Source organism: Sediminibacterium sp. (genome assembly GCF_030695065.1).
Taxonomy (GTDB): Bacteria; Bacteroidota; Bacteroidia; order Chitinophagales; family Chitinophagaceae; genus Sediminibacterium.
Genome location: NZ_JAUYTR010000016.1, coordinates 82,211 through 104,950 on the forward strand (window position 1 = coordinate 82,211; position 22,740 = coordinate 104,950).

21 protein-coding genes are annotated in these 22,740 nt (G+C 35.9%); 15 read left to right on the forward strand and 6 right to left on the reverse strand.

The genetic code is table 11. The features are described from left to right. The first annotated feature begins 192 nt into the window (after nt 1-192). The 10 genes from infA (at nt 193) to Q8S25_RS07305 (ending at nt 7,235) form a co-directional block, all read left to right on the forward strand. Nucleotides 193-411, forward strand: a complete 219-nt coding sequence (gene infA, locus Q8S25_RS07260; RefSeq protein ID WP_026752042.1) for a translation initiation factor IF-1 — start codon at nt 193-195, stop codon at nt 409-411. 69 nt (nt 412-480) lie between these two features. Then, nucleotides 481-597: a type B 50S ribosomal protein L36 gene (gene ykgO, locus Q8S25_RS07265; protein WP_071790319.1), complete on the forward strand. Its 117-nt coding sequence runs from the start codon at nt 481-483 to the stop codon at nt 595-597. 38 nt (nt 598-635) lie between these two features. Then, entirely contained in the window at nt 636-1,016 is a 381-nt protein-coding gene (gene rpsM / locus Q8S25_RS07270; RefSeq protein WP_026752041.1) for a 30S ribosomal protein S13, read from the forward strand. A 153-nt stretch (nt 1,017-1,169) separates the two neighbouring features. Next, nucleotides 1,170-1,580 carry a 30S ribosomal protein S11 gene (gene rpsK / locus Q8S25_RS07275; protein WP_295185612.1) on the forward strand — a complete coding sequence of 137 codons (411 nt, stop codon included), beginning with the start codon at nt 1,170-1,172 and terminating at the stop codon, nt 1,578-1,580. 143 nt (nt 1,581-1,723) lie between these two features. Then, the gene (gene rpsD, locus Q8S25_RS07280; RefSeq protein WP_295185610.1) at nt 1,724-2,329 is read left to right on the forward strand and encodes a 30S ribosomal protein S4; all 606 of its coding nucleotides are present in this window, start codon (nt 1,724-1,726) and stop codon (nt 2,327-2,329) included. 38 nt (nt 2,330-2,367) lie between these two features. Continuing rightward, entirely contained in the window at nt 2,368-3,369 is a 1,002-nt protein-coding gene (locus tag Q8S25_RS07285; RefSeq protein ID WP_305536285.1) for a DNA-directed RNA polymerase subunit alpha, read from the forward strand. A gap of 80 nt (nt 3,370-3,449) precedes the next feature. Beyond that, nucleotides 3,450-3,962, forward strand: a complete 513-nt coding sequence (gene rplQ, locus Q8S25_RS07290) for a 50S ribosomal protein L17 (protein ID WP_305536287.1) — start codon at nt 3,450-3,452, stop codon at nt 3,960-3,962. Nucleotides 3,963-4,091: 129 nt separating this feature from the next. Then, the gene (gene carA, locus Q8S25_RS07295) at nt 4,092-5,195 is read left to right on the forward strand and encodes a glutamine-hydrolyzing carbamoyl-phosphate synthase small subunit (protein ID WP_305536289.1); all 1,104 of its coding nucleotides are present in this window, start codon (nt 4,092-4,094) and stop codon (nt 5,193-5,195) included. A gap of 9 nt (nt 5,196-5,204) precedes the next feature. Continuing rightward, on the forward strand, nt 5,205-5,633 hold the full coding sequence (locus Q8S25_RS07300; RefSeq protein WP_305536291.1) for a type II 3-dehydroquinate dehydratase: 429 nt from the start codon (nt 5,205-5,207) through the stop codon (nt 5,631-5,633). A gap of 54 nt (nt 5,634-5,687) precedes the next feature. After that, a complete protein-coding gene (locus Q8S25_RS07305) occupies nt 5,688-7,235 on the forward strand; it encodes a glycosyltransferase family 39 protein (protein ID WP_305536293.1) in 1,548 nt (515 codons plus the stop codon). Here Q8S25_RS07305 and Q8S25_RS07310 read toward each other — a convergent pair. Continuing rightward, nucleotides 7,232-11,935, reverse strand: coding sequence for a translocation/assembly module TamB domain-containing protein (locus Q8S25_RS07310; RefSeq protein ID WP_305536295.1), 4,704 nt, complete (start codon nt 11,933-11,935; stop codon nt 7,232-7,234). The genes Q8S25_RS07305 and Q8S25_RS07310 overlap by 4 nt on opposite strands. 118 nt (nt 11,936-12,053) lie before the next feature. Then, the gene (gene purB, locus Q8S25_RS07315; RefSeq protein ID WP_305536297.1) at nt 12,054-13,400 is read right to left on the reverse strand and encodes an adenylosuccinate lyase; all 1,347 of its coding nucleotides are present in this window, start codon (nt 13,398-13,400) and stop codon (nt 12,054-12,056) included. Between the two features lie 66 nt (nt 13,401-13,466). Between purB and Q8S25_RS07320 the strand changes: the two genes are divergently transcribed. Beyond that, nucleotides 13,467-14,228, forward strand: coding sequence for a menaquinone biosynthetic enzyme MqnA/MqnD family protein (locus Q8S25_RS07320; protein WP_305536299.1), 762 nt, complete (start codon nt 13,467-13,469; stop codon nt 14,226-14,228). After that, nucleotides 14,225-15,007, forward strand: a complete 783-nt coding sequence (locus tag Q8S25_RS07325; RefSeq protein WP_305536301.1) for a glycosyltransferase — start codon at nt 14,225-14,227, stop codon at nt 15,005-15,007. The genes Q8S25_RS07320 and Q8S25_RS07325 overlap by 4 nt, the downstream gene beginning before the upstream one ends. 5 nt (nt 15,008-15,012) lie before the next feature. On the opposite strand, the gene Q8S25_RS07330 is transcribed toward Q8S25_RS07325, so the two are convergent. Continuing rightward, nucleotides 15,013-15,759 carry a TylF/MycF/NovP-related O-methyltransferase gene (locus Q8S25_RS07330; RefSeq protein WP_305536303.1) on the reverse strand — a complete coding sequence of 249 codons (747 nt, stop codon included), beginning with the start codon at nt 15,757-15,759 and terminating at the stop codon, nt 15,013-15,015. 34 nt (nt 15,760-15,793) lie between these two features. Further along, nucleotides 15,794-16,888, reverse strand: a complete 1,095-nt coding sequence (locus Q8S25_RS07335) for a glycosyltransferase family 1 protein (RefSeq protein WP_305536305.1) — start codon at nt 16,886-16,888, stop codon at nt 15,794-15,796. Here Q8S25_RS07335 and Q8S25_RS07340 point away from each other — a divergent pair. After that, nucleotides 16,882-17,640, forward strand: coding sequence for a class I SAM-dependent methyltransferase (locus tag Q8S25_RS07340; protein ID WP_305536307.1), 759 nt, complete (start codon nt 16,882-16,884; stop codon nt 17,638-17,640). The two genes, Q8S25_RS07335 and Q8S25_RS07340, sit on opposite strands and share 7 nt — an antisense overlap. Before the next feature lie 7 nt (nt 17,641-17,647). Further along, a complete protein-coding gene (locus Q8S25_RS07345; RefSeq protein WP_305536309.1) occupies nt 17,648-18,625 on the forward strand; it encodes a hypothetical protein in 978 nt (325 codons plus the stop codon). On the opposite strand, the gene Q8S25_RS07350 is transcribed toward Q8S25_RS07345, so the two are convergent. Next, on the reverse strand, nt 18,622-19,305 hold the full coding sequence (locus Q8S25_RS07350; protein WP_305536311.1) for a hypothetical protein: 684 nt from the start codon (nt 19,303-19,305) through the stop codon (nt 18,622-18,624). The genes Q8S25_RS07345 and Q8S25_RS07350 overlap by 4 nt on opposite strands. Before the next feature lie 36 nt (nt 19,306-19,341). Here Q8S25_RS07350 and Q8S25_RS07355 point away from each other — a divergent pair, with 36 nt between their 5' ends. Further along, entirely contained in the window at nt 19,342-21,843 is a 2,502-nt protein-coding gene (locus Q8S25_RS07355; protein WP_305536313.1) for a hypothetical protein, read from the forward strand. 56 nt (nt 21,844-21,899) lie between these two features. Here Q8S25_RS07355 and Q8S25_RS07360 read toward each other — a convergent pair whose 3' ends face one another. After that, nucleotides 21,900-22,733, reverse strand: coding sequence for a bifunctional 2-polyprenyl-6-hydroxyphenol methylase/3-demethylubiquinol 3-O-methyltransferase UbiG (locus Q8S25_RS07360; protein ID WP_305536315.1), 834 nt, complete (start codon nt 22,731-22,733; stop codon nt 21,900-21,902). Nucleotides 22,734-22,740: the final 7 nt, after the last annotated feature.

Here is a 22,740-nt window from a genome sequence, read left to right on the forward strand (position 1 = left end):
TTAAAATAGTAAAAGCCAGAATGGAAGTTCTGGCTTTTTGCATTATTTTTGCACCCGAAAATGCCTTGTTTTAGCCCTTTTGGCTGTGGAAAACCTGTTTTCTTGATTTTTTTTCCACATTTTCAAGAGTTTTTTCCCCTTATTTTTCATAATTCGGTTGTATTCTAATATCTTTGCAGCCCCAAAAATAGTATGTCGAAACAACCATTGATTAAACAAGACGGAGTAATTCTGGAAGCATTAAGTAATGCTATGTTCAGGGTTAAATTAGAAAATGGTCATGAAATATTGGCCACTATTTCAGGAAAAATGCGGATGCACTATATCCGAATTTTACCAGGGGATAAAGTTGGGGTAGAAATGAGCCCTTATGACTTAAGTAGAGGAAGAATCATTTTCAGATACAAATAAGTAGCTGAAGTTGATATAACAAAGTAGAAAAGGAACGAAAAAGGAATATAACAGTTAAACAACCAAACAATGAAAGTAAGAGCTTCCATTAAAAAACGCAGTGCCGATTGTAAGATCGTGAAGCGCAAGGGTAAATTATTTGTGATTAACAAAAAGAATCCTCGCTTTAAGCAGCGTCAAGGGTAATTCGATTAATCAAATTAACAGCATAAAACAATAATAATATGGCTCGTATTGCCGGTATTGATTTGCCAAAAAACAAAAGAGGTGAGATTGGTTTAACCTACATTTTTGGTATTGGACGTTCAACAGCTCAGTATATCCTTGAAAAAGCAGGTATTGACTTTGATAAAAAAGTAAACCAGTGGAATGACGAAGAGCAGACTGCTATCCGTAATATCATTAACAATGAGTTTAAGGTAGAAGGTGCACTTAGAAGTGAAGTATCTATGAGTATCAAGCGTTTGTTAGACATTGCTTGTTACAGAGGATTGCGTCATCGTAAAGGACTTCCTGTTCGTGGTCAAAGAACCAAAACCAATAGCCGTACCAGAAAGGGTAAGCGTAAAACGGTTGCCGGCAAGAAGAAAGCAGCTAAAAAATAAATAGTTAGCCCGAAGTAACCACTTCGGGCTTTCTTACATAAATAAATCCTTCGTGTTGGATCTCTTTTAGTTTAAAGAGGGAGATACAAAGGTTCCGTTCCAACGGATTTTTTTTAACCATCCCTTCGGGGAAGATTACCTAAAAAAGCAACAATGGCTAAACCACAAAAAGCGCAGAACAGTGCAAAAGCTGCTGCCAAAAAAAGAGTAGTAAAAGTAGATGCGGCCGGTGAGGTTAGAATCTCTGCTACATTCAACAACATCATTATCAGTTTTACCAACAAGACCGGTCAAGTAATTAGCTGGAGTAGTGCTGGTAAAATGGGTTTCAAAGGTTCAAAAAAGAATACTCCTTACGCTGCACAAATGGCTGCTGCTGACGCTGCTAAAGTTGCAATGGATGCTGGCTTAAAGCGCGTAGATGTATTTGTAAAAGGACCAGGTGCCGGACGTGAAGGAGCAATTCGCTCTATTGCACAATCAGGTATTGAAGTAACTTCTATTAAAGATGTTACCCCTATGCCTCACAATGGTTGTCGTCCTCCAAAACAAAGAAGAGTATAATAATCCTAAGCCCCAATAGGGGTAGTGGAAATAATATTGAGCCACAAGGTTTCATTTATCAAAAGGTTGCCCGATTCATTTTTTACGATTTTTAACCGATCGAAGCAACGAATTCTAAAAAAATCGAAATGAAAATTTAAACTATGGCACGTTACACAGGTCCTAAGACCAAAATCTCCAGAATCTTTGGCGAACCTATTTTAGGAAACGCAAAGTGGTTAGGCAAGAACTCTAACCCTCCAGGACAGCATGGTGCTGCCCGTAAACGCAAAACTTTAGGCGAATACGCACTACAGTTAAGAGAGAAACAAAAAGCAAAATACACTTATGGTGTATTGGAGCGCCAGTTCCGTAAAACTTTTGAAGAAGCTCAGCGTTTAAAAGGTGTTACCGGTGAAAACCTGATTAAATTATTAGAAGCACGTTTAGACAATACAGTATTCCGTATGGGATTAACAGCTAGCCGCCCTGAAGCGCGTCAGTTAGTTAACCACAAGCATATTACTGTAAACGGCGAAATCATGAATGTTCCTTCTTACACATGTAAGCCAGGTGACATTATTGCTTACCGTCCTAAGAGTGCCGACAACTCTGGTATTACTAGCAAAACTCGTGGTAAGAACCCTAAGTTTGGTTGGTTAGATTGGAACGAAACCGAAAAGAAAGGTACGTTCATTACGATGCCAGAGCGCGAGCACGTTCCTGAAAATATTAAGGAGCAGTTGATCGTAGAATTGTACTCTAAGTAATTTTTTCTATTCACCTAATAAGTAAAACACGTTTTAAAATGGCAATATTAAGCTTCCAAAAGCCAGACAAAATCGTTCTTCAGAAAGCAACTGATTTTGAAGGTCAGTTTGAATTTCGCCCTCTTGAGCCAGGATACGGTTTAACCGTTGGTAATGCACTTCGCAGAGTACTGTTGAGTTCATTAGAAGGTTATGCTATTGTAGGTATCAAAATTGATGGTGTAGACCATGAATTTGCTACTATCAAAGGTATTACCGAAGATGTTACCGAAATGATCCTAAACTTAAAGCAGGTTCGTTTTAAAAGAAACGCAGAAATAGAGTTGACTTCAGAGAAGATTAACTTGTCTGTTAAAGGTCGCAGCGAATTCACTGCAGGAATGATAGGAGAGCAGTCTCCTAGTTTCCAGGTAATGAATCCTGAATTGTTGATCTGCACAATGGATCCTACTGCTAAGCTAGACATTGAATTGACTATTGCAAGAGGTCGTGGATATGTACCTGCTGAAGAAAATAAAGTAAAAGATGCGCCATTTGGTTACATCGCTATCGATTCTATTCACACGCCAATCAAGAACGTTAAATACGCTATTGAAAACTATCGTGTTGAACAAAGAACCGATTATGAGAAATTAATCTTAGATGTTGCTACCGATGGTACTATTCATCCTGAAGATGCTGTAAAGCAAGCTTCTCGTATTCTAATTCAACATTTGATGATCATTACTGATGAAAACATCACTTTTGACAACAAAGAAGATAAGAAAGAAGATGTAGTAGACGAGCACGTTTTACAATTACGTAAAGTATTGAAGACTCCTCTAGAAGATTTAGATCTTTCTGTACGTGCATTCAATTGCTTAAAAGCCGCTAAAATTAACAGCTTGAGCGAATTGGTTCAGTATGAGCAAGAAGATTTGATGAAGTTTAGAAACTTTGGTCAGAAATCTTTATCTGAAATTGAACAAGTATTAACTGAAAGAGGACTAAGCTTCGGAATGGATCTTGGTAAACTTGGACTAGATAATTTAGATAATTAATTCATCACGCTGTTTCAAATTAATTTGGAATGGCACCCTCCACAAATCCTGACACGGTGTGGAGCTAAAACTTAAATGTCATGCGTCACGGAGACAAAATCAACAACCTAGGCCGTAAAAAGGCACACAGAGTAGCATTATTGCAAAACCTTGCAAGTCAATTAATCACGCATAAGCGTATCGTTACTACTTTAGCAAAAGCTAAAGCATTAAGAGCTTATGTTGAGCCATTGATCACTAAGACAAAAAAGAATGAGTCTGCATCTCAAATCAGTCACAATCACCGCTTAGTATTTGCTGAATTACAAGATAAAGCTGCAGTTAAAGAACTTTTTACTGTTGTAGGTCCTAAAGTTGCTTTTCGTCCGGGTGGTTACACTCGTATTTTGAAACTCGGTATTCGTCCGGGTGACAACGCAGAAAAAGCAATGATTGAATTAGTAGACTTCAATGAAATCTACGGTAAATCTGTTGCTTCTGCTACTGAGCCAGCTAAGAAAACTCGTCGTAGTCGTGCTCCTAAAAAAGCAGAAAACGAAGAAACTGTAGTTGCTCCTGAAGCTACTTCAACTGAAGAAAAAGCTGCTGAATAATATATGAAGCGGTATTAAAAATAAAAGGCAAAATCGTTTCGGTTTTGCCTTTTTTCATATCATCAATGTTAGCAACTTCATTGGTTTTTTTAATAAAATTGATTTTCTTTTGCACTCATAAAAGCTACTATGCCTCAGTCTACTACATCTAGAAAACCCGCAGTATTAGTTCTTGCAGATGGACATGTTTTTCATGGCTTGTCTTTTGGTAAAATAGGTACTGCAACTGGTGAAATTTGTTTTAATACCGGAATGACTGGATACCAAGAAGTATTCACCGACCCTAGTTATACTGGTCAGGTTCTTATTATGAATACCGTTCATATTGGAAACTATGGGGTAAAAGATACCGATGTAGAGAGTAGTTCAGTTAAAATTCACGGCTTAATTGCCAGAAATTTAGAAGAGCAATTTAGTAGGCATCAGGCCAATCAAGATTTGAACGCTTACTTAGTAGATAATAATATTGTTGCCATTGATGGAATAGATACCAGGGCATTGGTGGCTCATATTAGAACAGAGGGGGCAATGAACTGCATTATTTCTTCAGAAGATTTATCTGTTGAACAATTAAAAGAGCAATTGAAAGCAGTGCCTAATATGGATGGTCAAGAATTGGCTAGTACAGTTAGCACTACAACTGAATATGAAATGGGGGATACTAATTCTGCCATTAAAGTAGCAGTATTAGACTTTGGTGTTAAACAACATATTCTTCAATGTTTAGTTAGTAGAGGCGCCCATATCAGAGTGCACCCTGCTAAAACAACTTTAAGTAGGTTAAAGGAATTTAACCCAACTGGTTATTTTATTTCGAATGGCCCGGGCGATCCTGCTGCAATGCCTTATGCGGTAACTACTGTTAAAGATATTTTAGCAGAAAAGAAACCAGTATTTGGTATATGTTTAGGACATCAACTCTTGGCATTAGCGAATGATATCCCAACCTTTAAAATGCACCATGGGCACAGAGGCTTAAATCACCCAGTAAAAAATATCATTACTGGTCAGTGCGAAATAACCACTCAAAACCACGGTTTTGGTGTTGACCCTGTTGCGGTAAATAATCATCCTAACGTAGAAGTCACTCACTTGAATTTAAATGACGACTCTATTGAAGGTATTAGATTGAAAGATCGTCCTGCATTTAGTGTTCAATACCATCCCGAGAGTACGCCAGGTCCTCATGATAGCCGTTATTTATTTGATCGTTTTGTAGAAATGATGCAGTAATTTCAATAAATGAAAATAGCCATCATCAATGGACCTAATTTAAACCTGCTGGGTAAGCGGGAGCCGGATATTTATGGAAATCTATCTTTTGAATCTTTCTTTGAAGCACTTCAAACAAAATTTCCTACCATTCAGCTGGTTTATTTTCAATCTAATGTAGAAGGCGAATTAATTGATGCCCTTCAATTACATGGATTTGATGCCAATGGTATCATTATTAATCCTGGTGGGTATACGCATACCAGTATTGCAATAGGAGATGCCATTGCAGCCATACCAGCTAAAGTAATTGAAGTGCATATCAGTAATATTCATGCTAGAGAAGATTTTAGAAAATTATCGCATGTTTCTGCCAAAGCTGTGGGTACTATAGCAGGATTAGGCTTAATTGGTTATACCCTTGCAATTGAATGGTTTATTCAGCATAAATCTGCTTAAAAACACTTCAATCAATTTTTACGTACTTTAGCCTTTAAAATTCCAGCTTCCCCCATGCTGTTGGTAAAATCCTATACAAGACCAGTATTATTCCTAATTGGGTTTAATATTATTATCAAATTATTGTTGGCTCCGCTAATGGAGTTGGGCAATGATGAAGTGTATTACTGGACTTATTTACTTAGACCCGATTGGAATTATTTTGATCACCCTCCAATGGTTGGCTGGTTAATGCGGGTTTTTACACTGAATGGTTTTTGGGCTTCTGAAACGTCTTTACGTTTAGGTAGTATTGTAGCTTCTACCATATCAATTTGGTTCATATTTAAAATTGGCAAGCTTTTATCTAGTGAAAGAATGGGTTGGTATGCAGCCATTTTGTATTCGGCTTCTATTTATACTGGATTTATTGCAGGTTTCTTTATTTTACCCGATTCTCCACAAATGCCTTTTTGGACCGGAGCTCTTTATATTATGGGGCATTTGATGTTGCGTAAATCAGATGAAAACAATTGGGGTATTTGGATATTATTGGGTTTGGTAATTGGATTGGCGGCACTTTGTAAAGTGCATGCTTTATTTCTTTGGGCTGGCTTTGGCTTATTTATTCTGCTTCAGAAAAGACAATGGTTAACCAATCCTAGATTGTATATTTCTGCATTCATTACTATTCTTTGTTTAGCACCTATTTTGTATTGGAATATACAATACGATTTTATCACTTACCGGTTTCACTCAGAAAGGGTAACCAATACAGGGGTTCAAATTGATTCTTTTATTCAAGAAATTATAGGAGAGTTTGCTTACCAAAATCCCGTTGTTTTTGTATTGGTTTGGATTGCTGTGATCTTATTTGCCATGCGAAAATTTCGATTCAGACAAAATAGAATTGGCATTTGGTTATTGTGTATGAGTTTGCCCATGCTACTAATATTTTGGGGTATTGCTTTATTTAATCCCACACTGCCGCATTGGTCGGGCCCAGCCTATATTCCACTTTATTTTTTAGTAGCAGCTTGGTTTGAACAAGGGAAGCCAATTTTTTTTCCATTTGTATTTAAAATGGCTATAGCCTTAGTGGCAACTGTTTTAATTGTTGCTACAGTTGCAGTTAAATTTTCTCCTGTCAATTTTGGATCAAAGTCTCCTGAATCTTATGGAGAATACTGTCCTACATTAGACCTTTCTGGTTGGAAAAAATTGGGCGAAAATTTCAAAACGATGGTGGCTGAAGATATTGAAAACGGCGAAATGAAAGAGGGTGCAGTATTGCTTACCAATAAATGGTTCCCTGGAGGACATATAGAATTTTATGTTGCTAAACCAATGGGGATGCCTTTAATAGGAATTGGTGAATTACAAGACCTTCATCAATTTGCTTGGTTAAATAAAGAACGCAGTCCATTACAATTAGGACAAGATGCATATGCAATTGTTCCTTCTAATTTGCCTTTGAATGTAGCAGTTGCATATGGAGACTATTTTAAAGTAATTGAAAAACCAGAAAAACTATTACAACAGCGGGGTGGGGGTGTTGTTCGATATTTTTATGTTTACAAATTGAAAGATTGTAAAAAAATACCTGCGCCTTTAATTCACTAATTTTTTTGAATAGGAGTTTGAATAATGATTTCTTTTTCTTTATTACCCCAAAGCTTTTCGAAGTCTCTTCTATAAGAAATACTGGCACCTGTTCTGTTCCTTCTTCCAAAATTGGAGCCACTTATATCTAAGCTGTTTTTATTAAAAATAATGGCCCTTAGTTTTCTGTCTTTGGTTAATATGATTTCAATGTTTAAGTCGGGTAGCCATTGGAAATTACCATTTTGAACACTGGAACTTGCGCCTAAATTAAAGTCTAAGTCTCCGCCAAATGTGACTATTACATTGTTATTCAAAAAGCTTTTACCCAATTTAAAGTTTACCCTAGATCGGTCTAATACACTGCTATTTGATTGTACATTTCCACCTGTAGTTCCAAAAATACTTGAACTATTGTATAAAGATGCCCCTAGGTCAAATCGCAAACTTCTATCTCCAGTTAGCTTGTACAATAATCCTGATAAGGCTTTGTTAACTTCATTGGTTAAAACCTGAGATAAGGTATTTATACCAAGTGAGCTGATATTATAAGGGTTGCTGCCACTTCTATTGCTAAATTCTCCGGGAGGAGCAAATGTTCCAAACACAATTAAGAACGAAACTTGTTTTAATATTTCGTTTTCGTCTCTTTGTATTCTGTTTAAGAATGCGGCAAATTCATTGTCGTTTTTTACTGGACTTCCTTGAGGAAAATCTAGTCTAAAACTAATATCGGGTTTACTTAGTTGGTTTCTTAATTCTGCTATAACATATACATCTCCTCTATAGCCCTTTACTGAACCACTGAATATATTGTTCCCAATTAAATCGGAAAGAGAAATTCGTTCTGCAGTGTATTGTGCGTCTATACTCATTACTGCCTTAAATGGATCCCCATTCCATTCTATGAAATTATTTGAATTAGGTAATAATTCAAATGGTTTTTTTAATAAAGATTGGAAATTGAAATCGTAGTTACCCCTTTCTATATTGTACCTGCCTTTGATGGTTAATGGTTCAACTGTTCCTGCTTTTATTATTAATCTTCCATTGCCTTCTGCCTTAATGATATCCCCGTTTATTTCATCTAGTATAACATCAATCTGTACTTTATTATTGGCAGTAACATCAAGGTCTACTGTTAAATTGAAATTACTTTTTTTACTTGACTCTTGTAATTCGGTTCCATAGGTTTTAAAAACAATAAAGTCGGCAAAACCGCTTTCTTTACTTTGCTTATTCGGGATGGTGATATGCGAACTATCATTGGCTTCAGCTACAATATTCATTCTGCAGTCGTATTCAGGTCCTTTAAAACTGAGTGTAGCTTTACCTATTGCTTTTCCATAAAATTGTTCATTGTCTTTGGCTTTGGTATCTATCATCAGTAACTTTTCTGTTCTAAGGTCAAAATCAAATGCCATATTCTTGAAACCTTTTTCTAGTAGTTTCCCGGTTACTGTGCCAGTATTTCCATACATGTCTTTAATGGTGAGCCTTCCAAAGTCTATGCCATCGTCTCTAAATTTGAGTTCTGCAGAATCAATGGTATATTCTACTTGGGTAAACTCTACCTTAAGTTTTGCATTGCGTAAACTAATATCTCCTAAAAGTTGAGGGGCGTTTAAGTCTCCACTAATACTTAAATTACCTTTTGCCAATCCATCTAAATTGCTAAACAGTCCGGTTAGTAAACTCTCTATAATATCAATTTTTGTTTCATTCAATTGAATATTGGTATTGAATGAATTTCCTGTACTGTCTTTTATATTGTATGATCCATTGGCAACTAAATCATAGTTTTTATTGGGTGAATTAATTTTAAATGGAATTAATCCTGTTTTGCTGTCGTAGCCAGCATCAATATTGACTACTCCAATAGAATCTTGCTCATAACTAAATTCTGTTGCTTGTAATGTTGCTTTTGCAGAAAAGTCTCCTAAGAATTCTGTAAGTGTAATTTCTCCACTTACAACACCTTCCAAGGTTTCCTTTTTCATGAAGAGGGAAGTGATATCGCCGAGTACAATATTTTTTAATTTAACCAATAAGTTGCTGGTATTTCCACCATCTTCTTCCTCCGTTTCAATTTTAATTTCTTGGAAACCACCTTGAGAAAACTGAACATTATTAGCTCTTAATAAATGTTTTCGAATGATTAATTCCCCTTTTTCTTCAATTGTCCAACGTTTATCGTTTAATACAAAACTAGATGGCCTGAACATAATCCTAACCCCATCTTCTAGGGTATAAACATCTGCTAAAAGAGAAGCATCATCTAAAGTGCTATTTGCTTTGGTATTGATGGAAACTATGGAATGATCATTTGCTGAAGTAATATTAATGACCGAATTCGGTAAATTTAAACTGTCTCCAATTTCAATGTTTTTAATATTGGTTGTTACACTTAAGGAGTCAAAATTTCCTTTGCCCTCTAATTGAAATCCGGTAGTTGCATATTGATCATATTTACCATAAGGCACATAAGCATTTACCCCTAGAGCAATATTTTTAGTATCAATAGACCCATTTATATTAACATCATTGAATCCACTTATTTTATTGGTGAAAATTTTAAAATAAGGTTCTATATAAAAACTGTTAAAAGTAAAATTGAACTGCTGATTTTTTGGGGTCGTTTTTGGAGACTTTATGTAAGCAGGGTAGTAGTTGTGCAAAAACGCTTCAAAGCTTGAGGGTAATTCTGCTATATTGAATTTGCCAATAATACTTGCATTAAAATCGTTACTTCCTACATGTAGGGTTTTTATAGAATCCGTATAACTAGAAGTTAAATTTAAAGAGTCAAACTGTATGCTGGTATTTGGATTTTGAATACTTGCATTTAATAATTTAGCAGAACCTATAAATTGGTCTATATTTTTTCCGGAAAAGTTTACATCTAATAAGCCAGCTACTTTTATTTCATTTTTAATGAGATTTAGTGCAAACAAATCTGCTTTTGAAAGATCACCTACAATATTAAACAAAGGGAGCTCTTTACTAAAATCAACTTCCACATTGCTCGTAAATCCTAAATTGGGATCGTCAATTTCTAATTCACCATTAAATGATTTTTTCTGAATGGTGCCATTTGCAATGATATTGGTATAAGTGTAATTATTGAAATTGACTGAATGAACCGTGCCGTCAAATGTTGTTTTTAATTTATCAATATTGAAACTACTTCCTGTTAATTTTCCACTGAAGTTAATTAGCCCCAAAGAATCAATTTTCAAAAACTTCCCTAGATTAAACCGTTTAGTACTTATGAAGCCATCAAATGAAGGTTCTCCTACTGATGGCAAATTCAAGCTAATATTGGTTTGTACTCCTCCCAATTTTGTGGAGAATACGCCAGCTGTATTAAAGTTCTGAATGGTGCCACTGAAATTACCTCTATAAATAATATTGCCCAGCGCACTTAAATTTGGATTGGTAATGCCCTTTAGTTCAGGAACAAATATTCCCAAATCGTAGGCATTGGTTAAAAGTGTGCCATTACTTAGTTTAATTTGGGTAGTATTTATTTCTGGCAATCCTTTCATCATTAGATTACCTGTTAATTGGGTGCTTGCTCCAATATTTGCATTAAGCGCGGTAACATTAAATGCTGCTACAACTCCCTCAAAATTTCCTCCTATATCAATACGTTTATTCCAATTCTTTAATTCTGGGGCAAAATAAGCGATATCATCGCTATGTATGGTTGCTTTATTGAACTTTGCAACCATTGTTACTTTATTAATGTAGTCTGCAAAATCCTTATTGAAATCTTTATACCGCATTGCATAATAGTTCCCCAATTTGCTCTTAGTTGTTTGCAAATCGAGATTGCGGAATTCCATTATTTGTGGGGTAAACTTAATATCTGCAGCTAATTTTCTTAATTCAAAACCACTTCTGTCTTTTACCCTAATTTTTGCTTTTGCAGAAATAGTGTCTTTATTCATTTCGAGCGAACTGAGTGTTCCATTCAAATTGAACAATTCAATATGTGCTTCATCAAAACCTTTTTTAGCCTTGTTAGCATTGCCCTCAATAAATAATGAGCCATCTTTAATTTGAATGTTTTTTACCTTGATACCTATGCCGCCTGGATTGAAATACAATTCTTTGCCATCATAATAAGGAGTACTTTTTTTAAGTTTTGGGGGTCTTAAACCTTCTAAGTTCTGTAGTATGACCCTTGGCTCTGTTAGTGTGATATCATTTATATGGTATAGATTTTTTACAAAATCAATTTTTTCCGCATCAACTTCTAATGCCCCCACATTAAGTGTATTTTGAGTGCCAACCCATAAATCATTTTGAAAAAAATGAACGTTTTTAAGATTGATTTTTTTCAAATTCAAGTTGAACCCATTTTTCTTCTTCTTAGTAGAGTTGGGAGAGCTAAAATAATCAGCTATAAACTGGTAGTTCCAGATGGAGTCTTTTCTCTGCAATTTAACTACTGCATTTTCTAAGCCAATAAATTTTAATTCAGCCTTGTCTTTTAAGAAAAACCAATCGGTGATATTTAATTTTAAACTACCGGCATATAATAGCGTATCTTTTTGTTGGTCTCTAATTAAAGTACCATCCATGCTTACTTTACTGAATAGAGAAATACTGACTTTATTAATGCGAATTTCTACACCTAAAGAATTGCTCAGTTTCCCAGTTGCATACTTAACCAATGCATTTTGCACTACATCTGTTTGTATAGCTAGATACAATAGAATTAGTACCGTTAATAGGATCAATATAAATTTCCTGAATATGATCAAAAATTTACGCAGGGCTGAGCATTTTACTTTTTAATAATCAGGTTAATGAAGCAATTTAAATACCAAACTAATAAGCAGGGTTTACGCCTGTATAATTAGAAGGGGAAATGGCTTTTAATTCTTTTTTGAGTGCAGGGCTAATTTTTAATGAATTGATAAATTGATGAATTGCCGCTTTATCAATTTTTTGTTTGCCCCTTGTTAAGTCTTTTAAAGCCTCATATGGATTGGGATAGTTTTCTCTTCTTAAAATGGTTTGAATGGCTTCAGCAACAACAGGCCAATTGTTTTCTAAATCTGCTTTAATAGCTTGCTCATTTAATATAAGTTTAGATAATCCTTTTTCTAAGGATTGAATAGCTATACTAATATGGCCCATTGGAACACCCATATTTCTTAATACAGTAGAATCGGTTAAATCTCGCTGCAATCTACTAATGGGTAATTTGCCACTTAAGTGCTCTAGCAATGCATTGGCAATACCTAAATTGCCTTCTGCATTTTCAAAATCAATTGGATTTACTTTATGTGGCATAGCCGAAGATCCAATTTCTCCTTTTTTGGTTTGTTGTTTAAAATAATCCATACTAATATAGGTCCAAATATCTCTGCACAAGTCTATCAAAATATTATTGATTCTTTTTAATGCATCAAAATGAGCAGCTAATGAATCATAGTGTTCAATTTGTGTTGTAAACTGCATTCTTTGTAACCCTAATACTTCCTCCACAAATTTGTTTCCAAGTAATACCCAGTTTTTCTTTGGGAATGCAATATGGTGGGCATTGAAATTGCCTGTTGCTCCCCCAAATTTTGCTGCATAAGGAATGCTGCTAAATAATTCAATTTGGTTGTGTATGCGTTCTACATACACCATAAACTCTTTGCCTAGTTTAGTAGGTGAAGCAGCTTGACCATGGGTTCTTGCCAACAAGGGAATATCCTTCCATTGAGATGCAAGCGAATAGATCATGTTTTGTAAATTAATCAAAGCAGGTAAGTATTCATGTTCCATAGCATGTTTCCAGCTTAGTGGAATAGCCGTATTGTTGATATCCTGAGAAGTTAATCCAAAGTGAATCCATTCTTTCAAATGGGTTATACCCGCTTTTTCTACTTGCTCTTTTAAAAAATATTCAACCGCTTTTACATCATGATTGGTAACCGACTCTAATTGCTTAATTTGATTGGCATCGTCTACACTAAAGTTTTCCAACATAGTACGAAGCGCTTGTTTAGCTTTTATTGGAAGTTTAAAGAATTTCTGGTCTGCTAAAAAAAAGAAATACTCTACTTCAACCAATACCCTGTATTTAATTAGGGCGTATTCTGCAAAATATTCGTCTAAATGTTCCACTTTTTTTCTATATCTGCCATCTATGGGCGAAAGCGCTGTTAATTGAGTCAGTTCCATGTGATTTTTAAATAGGGAATAGTTAAATAGTATAATTAATCTTTTCTTTGTACAAAAGTAGCTGAATTGAACAAGAAGATACGTGTTGGGGCCGTAAGTTATTTAAATACTAAACCTATGATGTTTGGTATCAAAAGGTCGGGCTTATTAGACCGCATAATTCTAACCGAAGATTACCCTGCCAGAATTGCTGCTGATTTAAAAAACGACCAGATAGACATAGGTCTAATTCCGGTGGCTATGATCCCTTCTATCAAAAATGCCCATATAGTTGCCGATTATTGTATTTCTGCAGAAGAAAATGTAGCATCGGTAGCTATTTTTAGCGAAGTGCCTTTGCAGGAAGTTAAAAAAGTATTGCTCGATTATCAAAGTCGTACTTCGGTTAATTTGGCCAGAATTTTATTAAAAGAATATTGGCAGTTAAACGTTGAATTAGAGTCGGCTTCATTGGATTTCAGGGAACAAATAAAGGGAACAACGGCCGGAGTAGTAATTGGGGATCGGGCCTTAGAGCAACGGTTGATTTCTCCTTATATGTATGACCTTGCTACGGCTTGGAATAACCATACTGGGTTGCCCTTTGTTTTTGCAGCTTGGGTTGCCAATAAACCGATTGATCCTGATTTTATTGATGCTTTTAATAGGGCTTTGGGCTATGGGTTAAAACATTTAGATGAGGTAGTGGCAGAGCAGTCTTTCCCTCACTATGATTTGAAAACCTATTACACCCAAAATATTCAATATAATTTGAGCCCAGAAAAATTAATCGCTATTGAGTTATTCCACCAAAAATTGAAACAATTACAATCAGTAGAACTTTCATGAATGCAATAACTGTCATTTCTATTTGTTTTAATAATCTATCCGATTTACAAAAAACCTGTATTTCTGTAGATGAACAAACAGTACATCCCAATGAACACTTGATTATTAATGGCTCTACTACTGATGAAATTGCCAATTGGTTAATAAGCCATCCACAACCGAGTTATAGAAGATGGATTAATGAACGGGATAAGGGCATTGGAGATGCGTTCAATAAGGGAATCCAAAACGCCCGTTTTTCAATCACCCATTTATTACATGCGGGGGATAGTTACGCTTCAGAAAATGTTTTAGGAATTGTGAAGTCTTATTACAATGAACACCCTTTTGTTCAATGGACCAGTGGAAATATCAGGGTAACAAGAGGTGGCGAAATGGTGGTAGTAGGAAAGCCCTTTGACGCAACTAAACTTTATCGAGGAATGAGAAGTGTGGCTCATCCTACCTGGTTTGTGAAGAGAGAAGTGTACAACCGAATAGGGCTATTCAATAATGATTTCAAAATAGCCATGGATTATGACTTAATGTGTAGAATAGCCAATGAACCTTATGGTTATATTAACGAAACCATTGCCATATTTGATGATTCGGGCATCAGTACAAAAAATTATCTTCAGTCTTTAAAAGATAATATTGCTATATACGAGCACTATTTTGGGTTCTCCGTCAAATGCAGAATTTGGCAATTGCGATTACGCATTTTGCATTGGTTATTGCAAACGCGTTTTGGAAAATGGTTGTTTAAAATTAAAAAGGGCTTGGGATTGGCCAATGCATAAAATGCTTACGGCTTTACTGCCGACCTTCCTGTTTCATCCATTCTATGCAATAGAATCCCAATTTGGTTTGCTGCTAAATATTCATCTACTGCTTTTCTAGAGCCTTTCCAAAAACCATAATCATCAATAATTAGCACACCTTTAGATACTAAGAGTGGATAGAGTTGTTCCATTTCGTGTTTGGTAGATTCATACCAGTCGGTGTCTAATCTTAATAAAGCCGTTTTGCCTGGTAAAGTGGCAGGTATGGTCTTCAAAATATCTCCTTGAACGAAATGAATTTTTTCTGTTGGGTAACCAGTTAATGCAATATTTCTTTTTACTTCTTCTAAACCAGAATAAGCCCAAACCACGCTAGCTGTTTTTTTATTCAGGTCTTGTTTTAACTGAGAAGCTGCATCTCTATTGAGCTGATCTACATCTTCGGCAGTAGGTGCTGTCATACCTTCAAAAGTATCATAGAGGTACAAATCTCTATCATTCACACCCAAGGTTAATAAGGTTTCTGCAATAGCCATCATAGACCCGCCCTTCCAAACACCGCATTCTACTAAAGCCCCCGGAATTTGGTTATTTACAACGTATTGCACACTTTCAATTAACCCATACAGTCGTTCAGGGCTAGTCATAGTATAAGGTCTTACTTTGGCAATAATGTTTTGGTGAATGGTTTCAAAATCAGGAGGCAATGCTGCTTTTTGTTCGTCTTTACCAAAAAAAACTTTGAGTGCCTTTATAGGTTTAATCTTCATTACTATAACTTAAGAAAGTAAAAATAACTGCTATTTAAATAGCTTGATACAATTTGAGGGTTTGATTGGCTGTTTTGTCCCAATTAAATAAATGCGCTCTATTATGGCCTAATTGTACCAATTGATTTTGCAGGGATTCATTGTATAATAACTCATTCATTTTTTGGGTCATTTCATCGGTATTATTTGGGTTGATTAATACCGCCGCGTCACCAGCAATCTCTCCAGTACTTGAACCCATTGAAGTAATAACCGGACAGCCACAAGCAAATGCTTCAATAATAGGAAGGCCAAATCCTTCATATAAACTAGGATATACCAAACATTGCGCATGATTGTACAATGATGCCAGTTGTTCGTTGTTGTGAATGGGTTGGTATATTACTCTATGATTGAGTTGTAGTTTATTCAGTTGATTTAATTCTGCTTTTTTAAATGCGCCTCCACCTGCACAAACCAGCCATAAGTCTGGGTTGGCTTTCATAATGGGTATTAAGCTTTGCAAAAAGCGGTCAAAATTTTTATAGGCATAACGCTTACCAGTGTAAAGCAGGTATGGCTGTTCAATTAACTTGGGTTGAGTAAATCTGTCAATATTCAAATTAAAACTGTTCCCATGATAAATGGTTTCAATTTTATTGGGGTCTACTCCGCATAATTCAATTAAATCATTTCGGGTATTTTCGGAAACGGCAATAATTTTATCGGCTTGACTAATATGTTTGGCCCTTAGTGCAATGATGTTCTCATAGGCAACTTGGCCTTTATGAAATCGCTCATCTATCATATCATGAATGGTAATGACCATTGGCTTGCCAGCCGTTCTGTTCAAGGATGTTTTACTGTAATAGGTTGGATGAAATACATCGAAGGGTTGCATTCTTGCAGCAAAACTATCATAGGCATTCGAAAGCAATCGGTTCAAGTCTTTTTTGCCTTTGAATTGCAATTCATTCCAAAAATTCTTCCCTTTTAACTGCTCTAAGAATATATTGTCTGCAGATAATATGTCCAATTGAATATGGATGCCAGGTTTCTGCTGTAGTCTATATATTAATTCATAATAGTATCTAGAAATACCACCGTAGGGTTGTTCGCAAAAAATCTGGTAATCATACCTAATTGTCATATTCCGTATCTTGCCCTGCAATTGCTGCATTTGATAATATGGTACCTAAAAACTTCAACCCCTCGTATAAACATCCTCTTTATTTTATAAGAAAGGGTTTGTACCGTAAAATTAGTTTATATGCGCCACAACTCAAGGGTAAACTCCTCGATTTTGGTTGTGGCGAAAAGCCATACCAATCATTGTTTACAAATGTGACTGATTATATTGGATTAGATTATGATGGGGAAGGGCATGATCACCAAAACGAAGCCGTTGATATTTATTATGATGGCAAGACCATTCCATTTGAGAACGAATATTTTGATTCGGTCTTTACCAGTGAAGTATTCGAACATGTATTTGGATTACAACAAATATTACCCGAAATAAACCGTGTAATGAAGCCTGGGGCACAAATTTTACTCACTTGCCCCTTTGCCTGGGAGGAACACGAAATACCTATAGACTATGCAAGGTATACCCAGTTTGCTTTAAAAGATATGGTAGAAAAAAACGGGTTTAAAATAATCCAAATAGATAAGAATGGTCATTTTATGAGTGCTCTGCATCAGTTATTTGTTTTGTACATTCACGACCATTGGATGCATAAGGTGCCTATTTTGGGTAAGTCTAATTTTTTTAAAAAAATGGTTCGCCAAATTGGAATACCCATTATGAATATGGGATTTAGTTTAGTTGAGCCATTTTGGCCTAAGTCTGATCGGTTTTATTTAAATACCATTGTAATTGCTGAGAAAATAGCTCACTAAAACAAGCATGAAAAAAATTGTTTATACCGTTTGTTCTGCCAATCATTTAGCGCATTGTAAAACAATGGCAGATTCATTTGTTCAATTCAATTCAGGGTATGAGTTATTCATTATTTTGATTGACCAGGTAAATGAAAGGTTTAATTTAAATTCATTTAGCCCTTATAGTATATTGGAAATCAGTAAATTGGATATTCCTGATTTTGATTTAATGGCTGGTCAGTATTCTGTTATAGAATTGAATTGTGCCATGAAGCCCTTTGTTGCTAAATGGCTTTTTGAGCAATTTCATCCAGACATTTTATTATATATCGATTCAGACACATGGGTTTTTTCTCCTTTTGTAGAAGTAGAAAAGAGTTTACTTGAATACGATTTAGTGATTACGCCTCATTTTACCAATGCCTATCCAGACAATGAGTTACTTCCTAGAGAACGCGATATTTTACGATCTGGTTTATACAATGCAGGCTTTTTAGGCATGCGTAATTCTGCCAATACCCATGATTTTTTAAATTGGTGGGCCGGGCATATGAGAACTGAATGTTATTACAATTTTGCGGAAGGGATGGGGGTAGATCAAATCTGGATTAATTTGGTTCCCTTATTATTTAATCAAGTTCAAATTAATCAAGACCCTGGTTTAAATATGGCTTATTGGAATTTACATGAAAGAACTCTCCATGTTAAAGATGGGCTTTATTGGGTGAACAATAACCATCCATTGGTTTTCTTGCATATAAGTGGATACCAGTTTAATACGCCATTTATTATATCTAAGCACCAAAACAGGTATTCTTTTGCTGATCATGGGGTATTAGAAGAATTGTTTGCGATTTACACAACAAAAGTGAAAGAGAATGGATTCGATTTTTATTCAAACCTTGCTTGTGCTTATGCCATTCCTAAAAAGAAAAGTAGGGGGATTATGAAAACCCTGAATCAATTCATTAAACCTTTAGGAATCAAAATTACTGACCTTTAATTGCCGGTTCTTCCCGTAACAACTGGTTTATTTTTCTTTGATTGTTTTTTATTGAAATCCATTACTTCTTTGGGAAGTATTTTGGTTGCCGTTTTTTTTGCTGTATCTGCCGATTGTTTGGTAACAGAACTATTAACTAGTTTTTCTGCTTCAACATCCGCTTTTAATTTTCCCATGATATATTCTTCGGTTTCTATCAAAGCGCCTTTATTGGGTGAGTAGGTTTTCCAGATTCCATGTTTAATTGAATTGCCATCGTTTTTTACAACAATTCGTTCGTATTGGTTGGGATTGCCCGGATCTACCACATCTAATGTATCATATGCTTTATCTGGATTCACCGCTCTCCAACTTTCTTCTCTGGCTAATCCTGCTAGCGTAAAATATAAGCATCTGCCATTTTTATTACCCCATTTAAAGTTTTCCTGTGCAATTAGGTCTCCCATTAAATTAAAGGTTCTCCACAATCCCTCTTTTCGATTGTTTTTAAATACACCTTCAGCTTCAAACCCTGGTTCGCCTCTTAATTTGGGAGTGGTTACAATCCATCTGCCTTGTTTTAAATCATTAAAATCTACACAGTTTAACGTATCTCCATTACTAGAAAGTTTATACGATTTACACTGTGAAAAAATGGTATTCACCGAAAAAATGAGCAGTGGTAGCAATAGAAATCTCATATTACTTACATTCGGATTCGAAAATACAAAGCCGATATGAGAAAAACACTATTGTCACTGTTAATCATTTCTTCAATTTTTGCAGAAGCGCAGGTAAAACCTACTAGTCCTGCGGAAAGATTGAAGAGTATAGAACTGCGCAAACAACTAAGTCAGCAGTCCGTAGCCAATAAAACGGAGTTCCGTAATATAGGTCCTAGTATACAAAGTGGTAGAGTGGTAGACATTGATGTAAACCCCGCTGATCCAACAGAATTTTATGTGGCTTATGCTACTGGTGGTTTATGGCATACCTTAAATAATGGTATGAGTTTTACACCCATTTTTGATTCAGAAGACATTATTGGAATTGGGGATATTGCGGTAAACTGGAAAACCAAAGAGATTTGGGTGGGTACTGGTGAAGTGAATAGTAGTAGATCTACTTATGCTGGTTTAGGTGTTTACAAATCGAACGATAATGGTAAAACCTGGACTTGGTTAGGTCTTGCAGACAGTCATCATATTGGTGAAATAAAATTACATGCTACAGACCCCAATACTGCCTGGGTGGCCGTTTTAGGACATTTATACTCCCCCAATAAAGAAAGAGGTATTTATAAAACATCCGATGGAGGTAAAACATGGAAGCAAACGCTTTATGTAGACGAAAATACAGGTGCAGTTGATTTAGATATTAACCCAGCCAACTCTAATGAATTGTATGCGGGTATGTGGTACCGTACACGTAAAGCTTGGAATTTTGAAGAAAGCGGGAAGTCTGGTGGAATCTTTAAAAGCACTGATGGTGGCGAAACTTGGCAAAAAATTTCTGTTGAAGGTGCTGGTTTCCCAACAGGGGATGGTGTTGGCAGAATTGGTTTAGCCATTTATCCTAAGAACCCTAATATTGTTTATGCAGTGGTGGATAATAATGAAAAAAGAGCTGCAAGAACAACAGCCGCTAGCACAACTGATACAAGTGCTTATATTTTGGATATGTTCAAAGGAATTACTAAAGAACAATTTGCTGCTTTAGACAATAAGAAATTAAATGCCTTTTTACGTAATCCAAGAAATAGGATTCCCGTTGAATATACTGCTGAAAACATTAAAGCTGGGGTTGCCGCTGATAAGTATGCACCAAATGTACTTTGGGATTATTTGTACGATGCCAATGCCGCTATAACTGCTGCAGAAGTAAAAGGTTGTGAATTATATAGAAGCGATGATGCAGGTAAAACCTGGAGAAAAACACATGCTGATCCTATTAATATCTATAGCTCGTATGGTTATTATTTTGGAAAAGTATTTGTGAGTCCTATCAATGAAAACAATGTGGTTTTAACTGGTGTTGACCTTTTATTAAGTAACGATGGCGGTAAAAAATTCAAATCAATTGGTGGACCAACTGTTCACTCCGATCACCATTCTTTCTGGTTCAGCAATACAAAAGACAATCATGTAATTAATGGGAATGATGGTGGGTTGAATATGAGTTATGACGCTGGCCAAAATTGGTCAAAATTGAATACTCCTTCTGTTGGACAATTCTATGCAATTGAAGTTGATATGGCTAAGCCTTACAATGTATATGGTGGCTTACAAGACAATGGAACTTGGTTTGGGCCTAGCACCAATAGAGAGAATATTCGTTGGCATTCAGGAGGAGACTATCCTTTCAAGAGTATTGGTGGCGGAGATGGTATGCAAGTGCAAGTAGATTGGAGAGACAATCGTACGGTTTATAGTGGCTCTCAATTTGGTGCATATAGTAGACAAGTGCTTGGTGCACCTGCAGCAGCAGGTAGAGGTGCAAGAGGAAACTCTGTTAGACCTTCTAGAGCATTAGGTGAGTCTGCATTGCGTTTTAACTGGCAGTCTCCCATTTTATTAAGTAAGCACAACCAAGATGTATTTTATTTTGGTAGCAATAAATTCCATCGCTCTTTTAGTAAAGGGGATAGTTTGGTATCTATGAGTGGCGACCTTACTACTAATCCGCAACAAGGTGATGTGCCATTTGGAACATTGTCTACCATGAGCGAAAGCCCTATTCGTTTTGGGTTAATTTATACTGGCTCCGATGACGGGTTGATTCATGTAACCAAAGACGGTGGATATTCTTGGAATAATATCAATGGTAAATTACCAAAGGGCTTATATATAAGTAGGGTAGTGGCTAGTAAGTTTAAAGAAAGTAGGGTTTATGTTACTTTAAACGGCTATAGAAACGATTACTTTAATGCTTTGGTTTATGTTAGCGATGATTATGGAACAACATGGAAACAAATTGCCAAAGATCTTCCATATGAATCTGTAAACGTTATTAGAGAAGATCCAACCAATGAAAATATTTTATACATAGGAACAGATGGTGGATTATACGTTAGCTTAAATGGTGGTAATACTTGTATGATGTGGAACAAAGGGTTACCATACAGTATTCCTGTACACGATATAGCCATTCAACCAAGAGACAATGAAATTGTTTTGGGTACACACGGAAGAAGCTTATATATTGCTGGTTTAGGAGACATTCAAAAAGCAGCTAAATAAATTGACCCTTGTAGGCCAATCTACCTAAAGAAAAATTTTCTTGAATTGATGATATTTTAATCCCGGTTGCCGTTGGTGGCCGGGATTATTTTTTTGATTACCCAGCAGTCTTGTCCGCCCATTTTTTCAGGGTGCTGCTTGCCTTCCCAACACTGTACAATGCTGAAATGTTTTTGCAGCATTGCTATTAAATGGCTTGCTGTATGATAGGTGGTTAATGAACGATGACCTGCTTGTTTAAACGAATTGGTAAATGCACCTTCATTGTGCAATTGCATTTGTTGCTGTTGACTAAGTTGCTGAAAATATTGGGTCCCGTGGGTTGAGAGAATGGCTATTCCATTAGGTAGTAAAACTCTATTCAATTCGTTCACCCAATTTTGGGTAAGTGTATGAGGTATATGGGTTAATACGGAAATGCCATATACCATATGAAAGTAATTGCTAGGGTAGGGTAGGGTTTGGTGTTCAATACAATCAAAATAAACAGATTCTATAGATTGTCTGCACCATTGAATGATGTTGCAATCAATATCTGCTCCGTAGCAAATTGCCTCTTTTTTTAAATAAGGAATATGCCTAATTACTCTTCCTGTTCCGCATCCCCAGTCTAATACAACTGGTTGTTGCATGGTTTTGATTCCGCCCCAATCAATCATTTCCTCTGCTGCTAAAAGTCCATCTTCGTAATACTTTTTATGATCTAGTTGAAAGGTATTAAAAAGCGCTCTGTCTGTTGGAAAGACAAAGCGCTTTAATGGTTGTTTGTAAGTCTTGTTTTTTCTTAAAGACCAAATTTGTTGAAAGCGGAAGTTTAATTCGTTCATTATTGGGATGGCTCCCATTAATTCAACTATTTTTTTCCCTGCTTGCTTCAAACGGCTATTCATTTTCCAA

Coding starts and splice junctions, on each gene's coding strand:
- Q8S25_RS07355 (WP_305536313.1), top strand. CDS start 19,342: ATGAGAAAAACACTATTGTCACTGTTAATCATTTCTTCAATTTTTGCA.
- rpsK (WP_295185612.1), top strand. CDS start 1,170: ATGGCTAAACCACAAAAAGCGCAGAACAGTGCAAAAGCTGCTGCCAAA.
- rpsD (WP_295185610.1), top strand. CDS start 1,724: ATGGCACGTTACACAGGTCCTAAGACCAAAATCTCCAGAATCTTTGGC.
- rplQ (WP_305536287.1), top strand. CDS start 3,450: ATGCGTCACGGAGACAAAATCAACAACCTAGGCCGTAAAAAGGCACAC.
- Q8S25_RS07325 (WP_305536301.1), top strand. CDS start 14,225: ATGAATGCAATAACTGTCATTTCTATTTGTTTTAATAATCTATCCGAT.
- Q8S25_RS07300 (WP_305536291.1), top strand. CDS start 5,205: ATGAAAATAGCCATCATCAATGGACCTAATTTAAACCTGCTGGGTAAG.
- Q8S25_RS07360 (WP_305536315.1), bottom strand. CDS start 22,733: ATGAATAGCCGTTTGAAGCAAGCAGGGAAAAAAATAGTTGAATTAATG.
- Q8S25_RS07345 (WP_305536309.1), top strand. CDS start 17,648: ATGAAAAAAATTGTTTATACCGTTTGTTCTGCCAATCATTTAGCGCAT.
- carA (WP_305536289.1), top strand. CDS start 4,092: ATGCCTCAGTCTACTACATCTAGAAAACCCGCAGTATTAGTTCTTGCA.
- purB (WP_305536297.1), bottom strand. CDS start 13,400: ATGGAACTGACTCAATTAACAGCGCTTTCGCCCATAGATGGCAGATAT.
- ykgO (WP_071790319.1), top strand. CDS start 481: ATGAAAGTAAGAGCTTCCATTAAAAAACGCAGTGCCGATTGTAAGATC.
- Q8S25_RS07305 (WP_305536293.1), top strand. CDS start 5,688: ATGCTGTTGGTAAAATCCTATACAAGACCAGTATTATTCCTAATTGGG.
- Q8S25_RS07330 (WP_305536303.1), bottom strand. CDS start 15,759: ATGAAGATTAAACCTATAAAGGCACTCAAAGTTTTTTTTGGTAAAGAC.
- Q8S25_RS07285 (WP_305536285.1), top strand. CDS start 2,368: ATGGCAATATTAAGCTTCCAAAAGCCAGACAAAATCGTTCTTCAGAAA.
- infA (WP_026752042.1), top strand. CDS start 193: ATGTCGAAACAACCATTGATTAAACAAGACGGAGTAATTCTGGAAGCA.
- Q8S25_RS07335 (WP_305536305.1), bottom strand. CDS start 16,888: ATGACAATTAGGTATGATTACCAGATTTTTTGCGAACAACCCTACGGT.
- rpsM (WP_026752041.1), top strand. CDS start 636: ATGGCTCGTATTGCCGGTATTGATTTGCCAAAAAACAAAAGAGGTGAG.
- Q8S25_RS07350 (WP_305536311.1), bottom strand. CDS start 19,305: ATGAGATTTCTATTGCTACCACTGCTCATTTTTTCGGTGAATACCATT.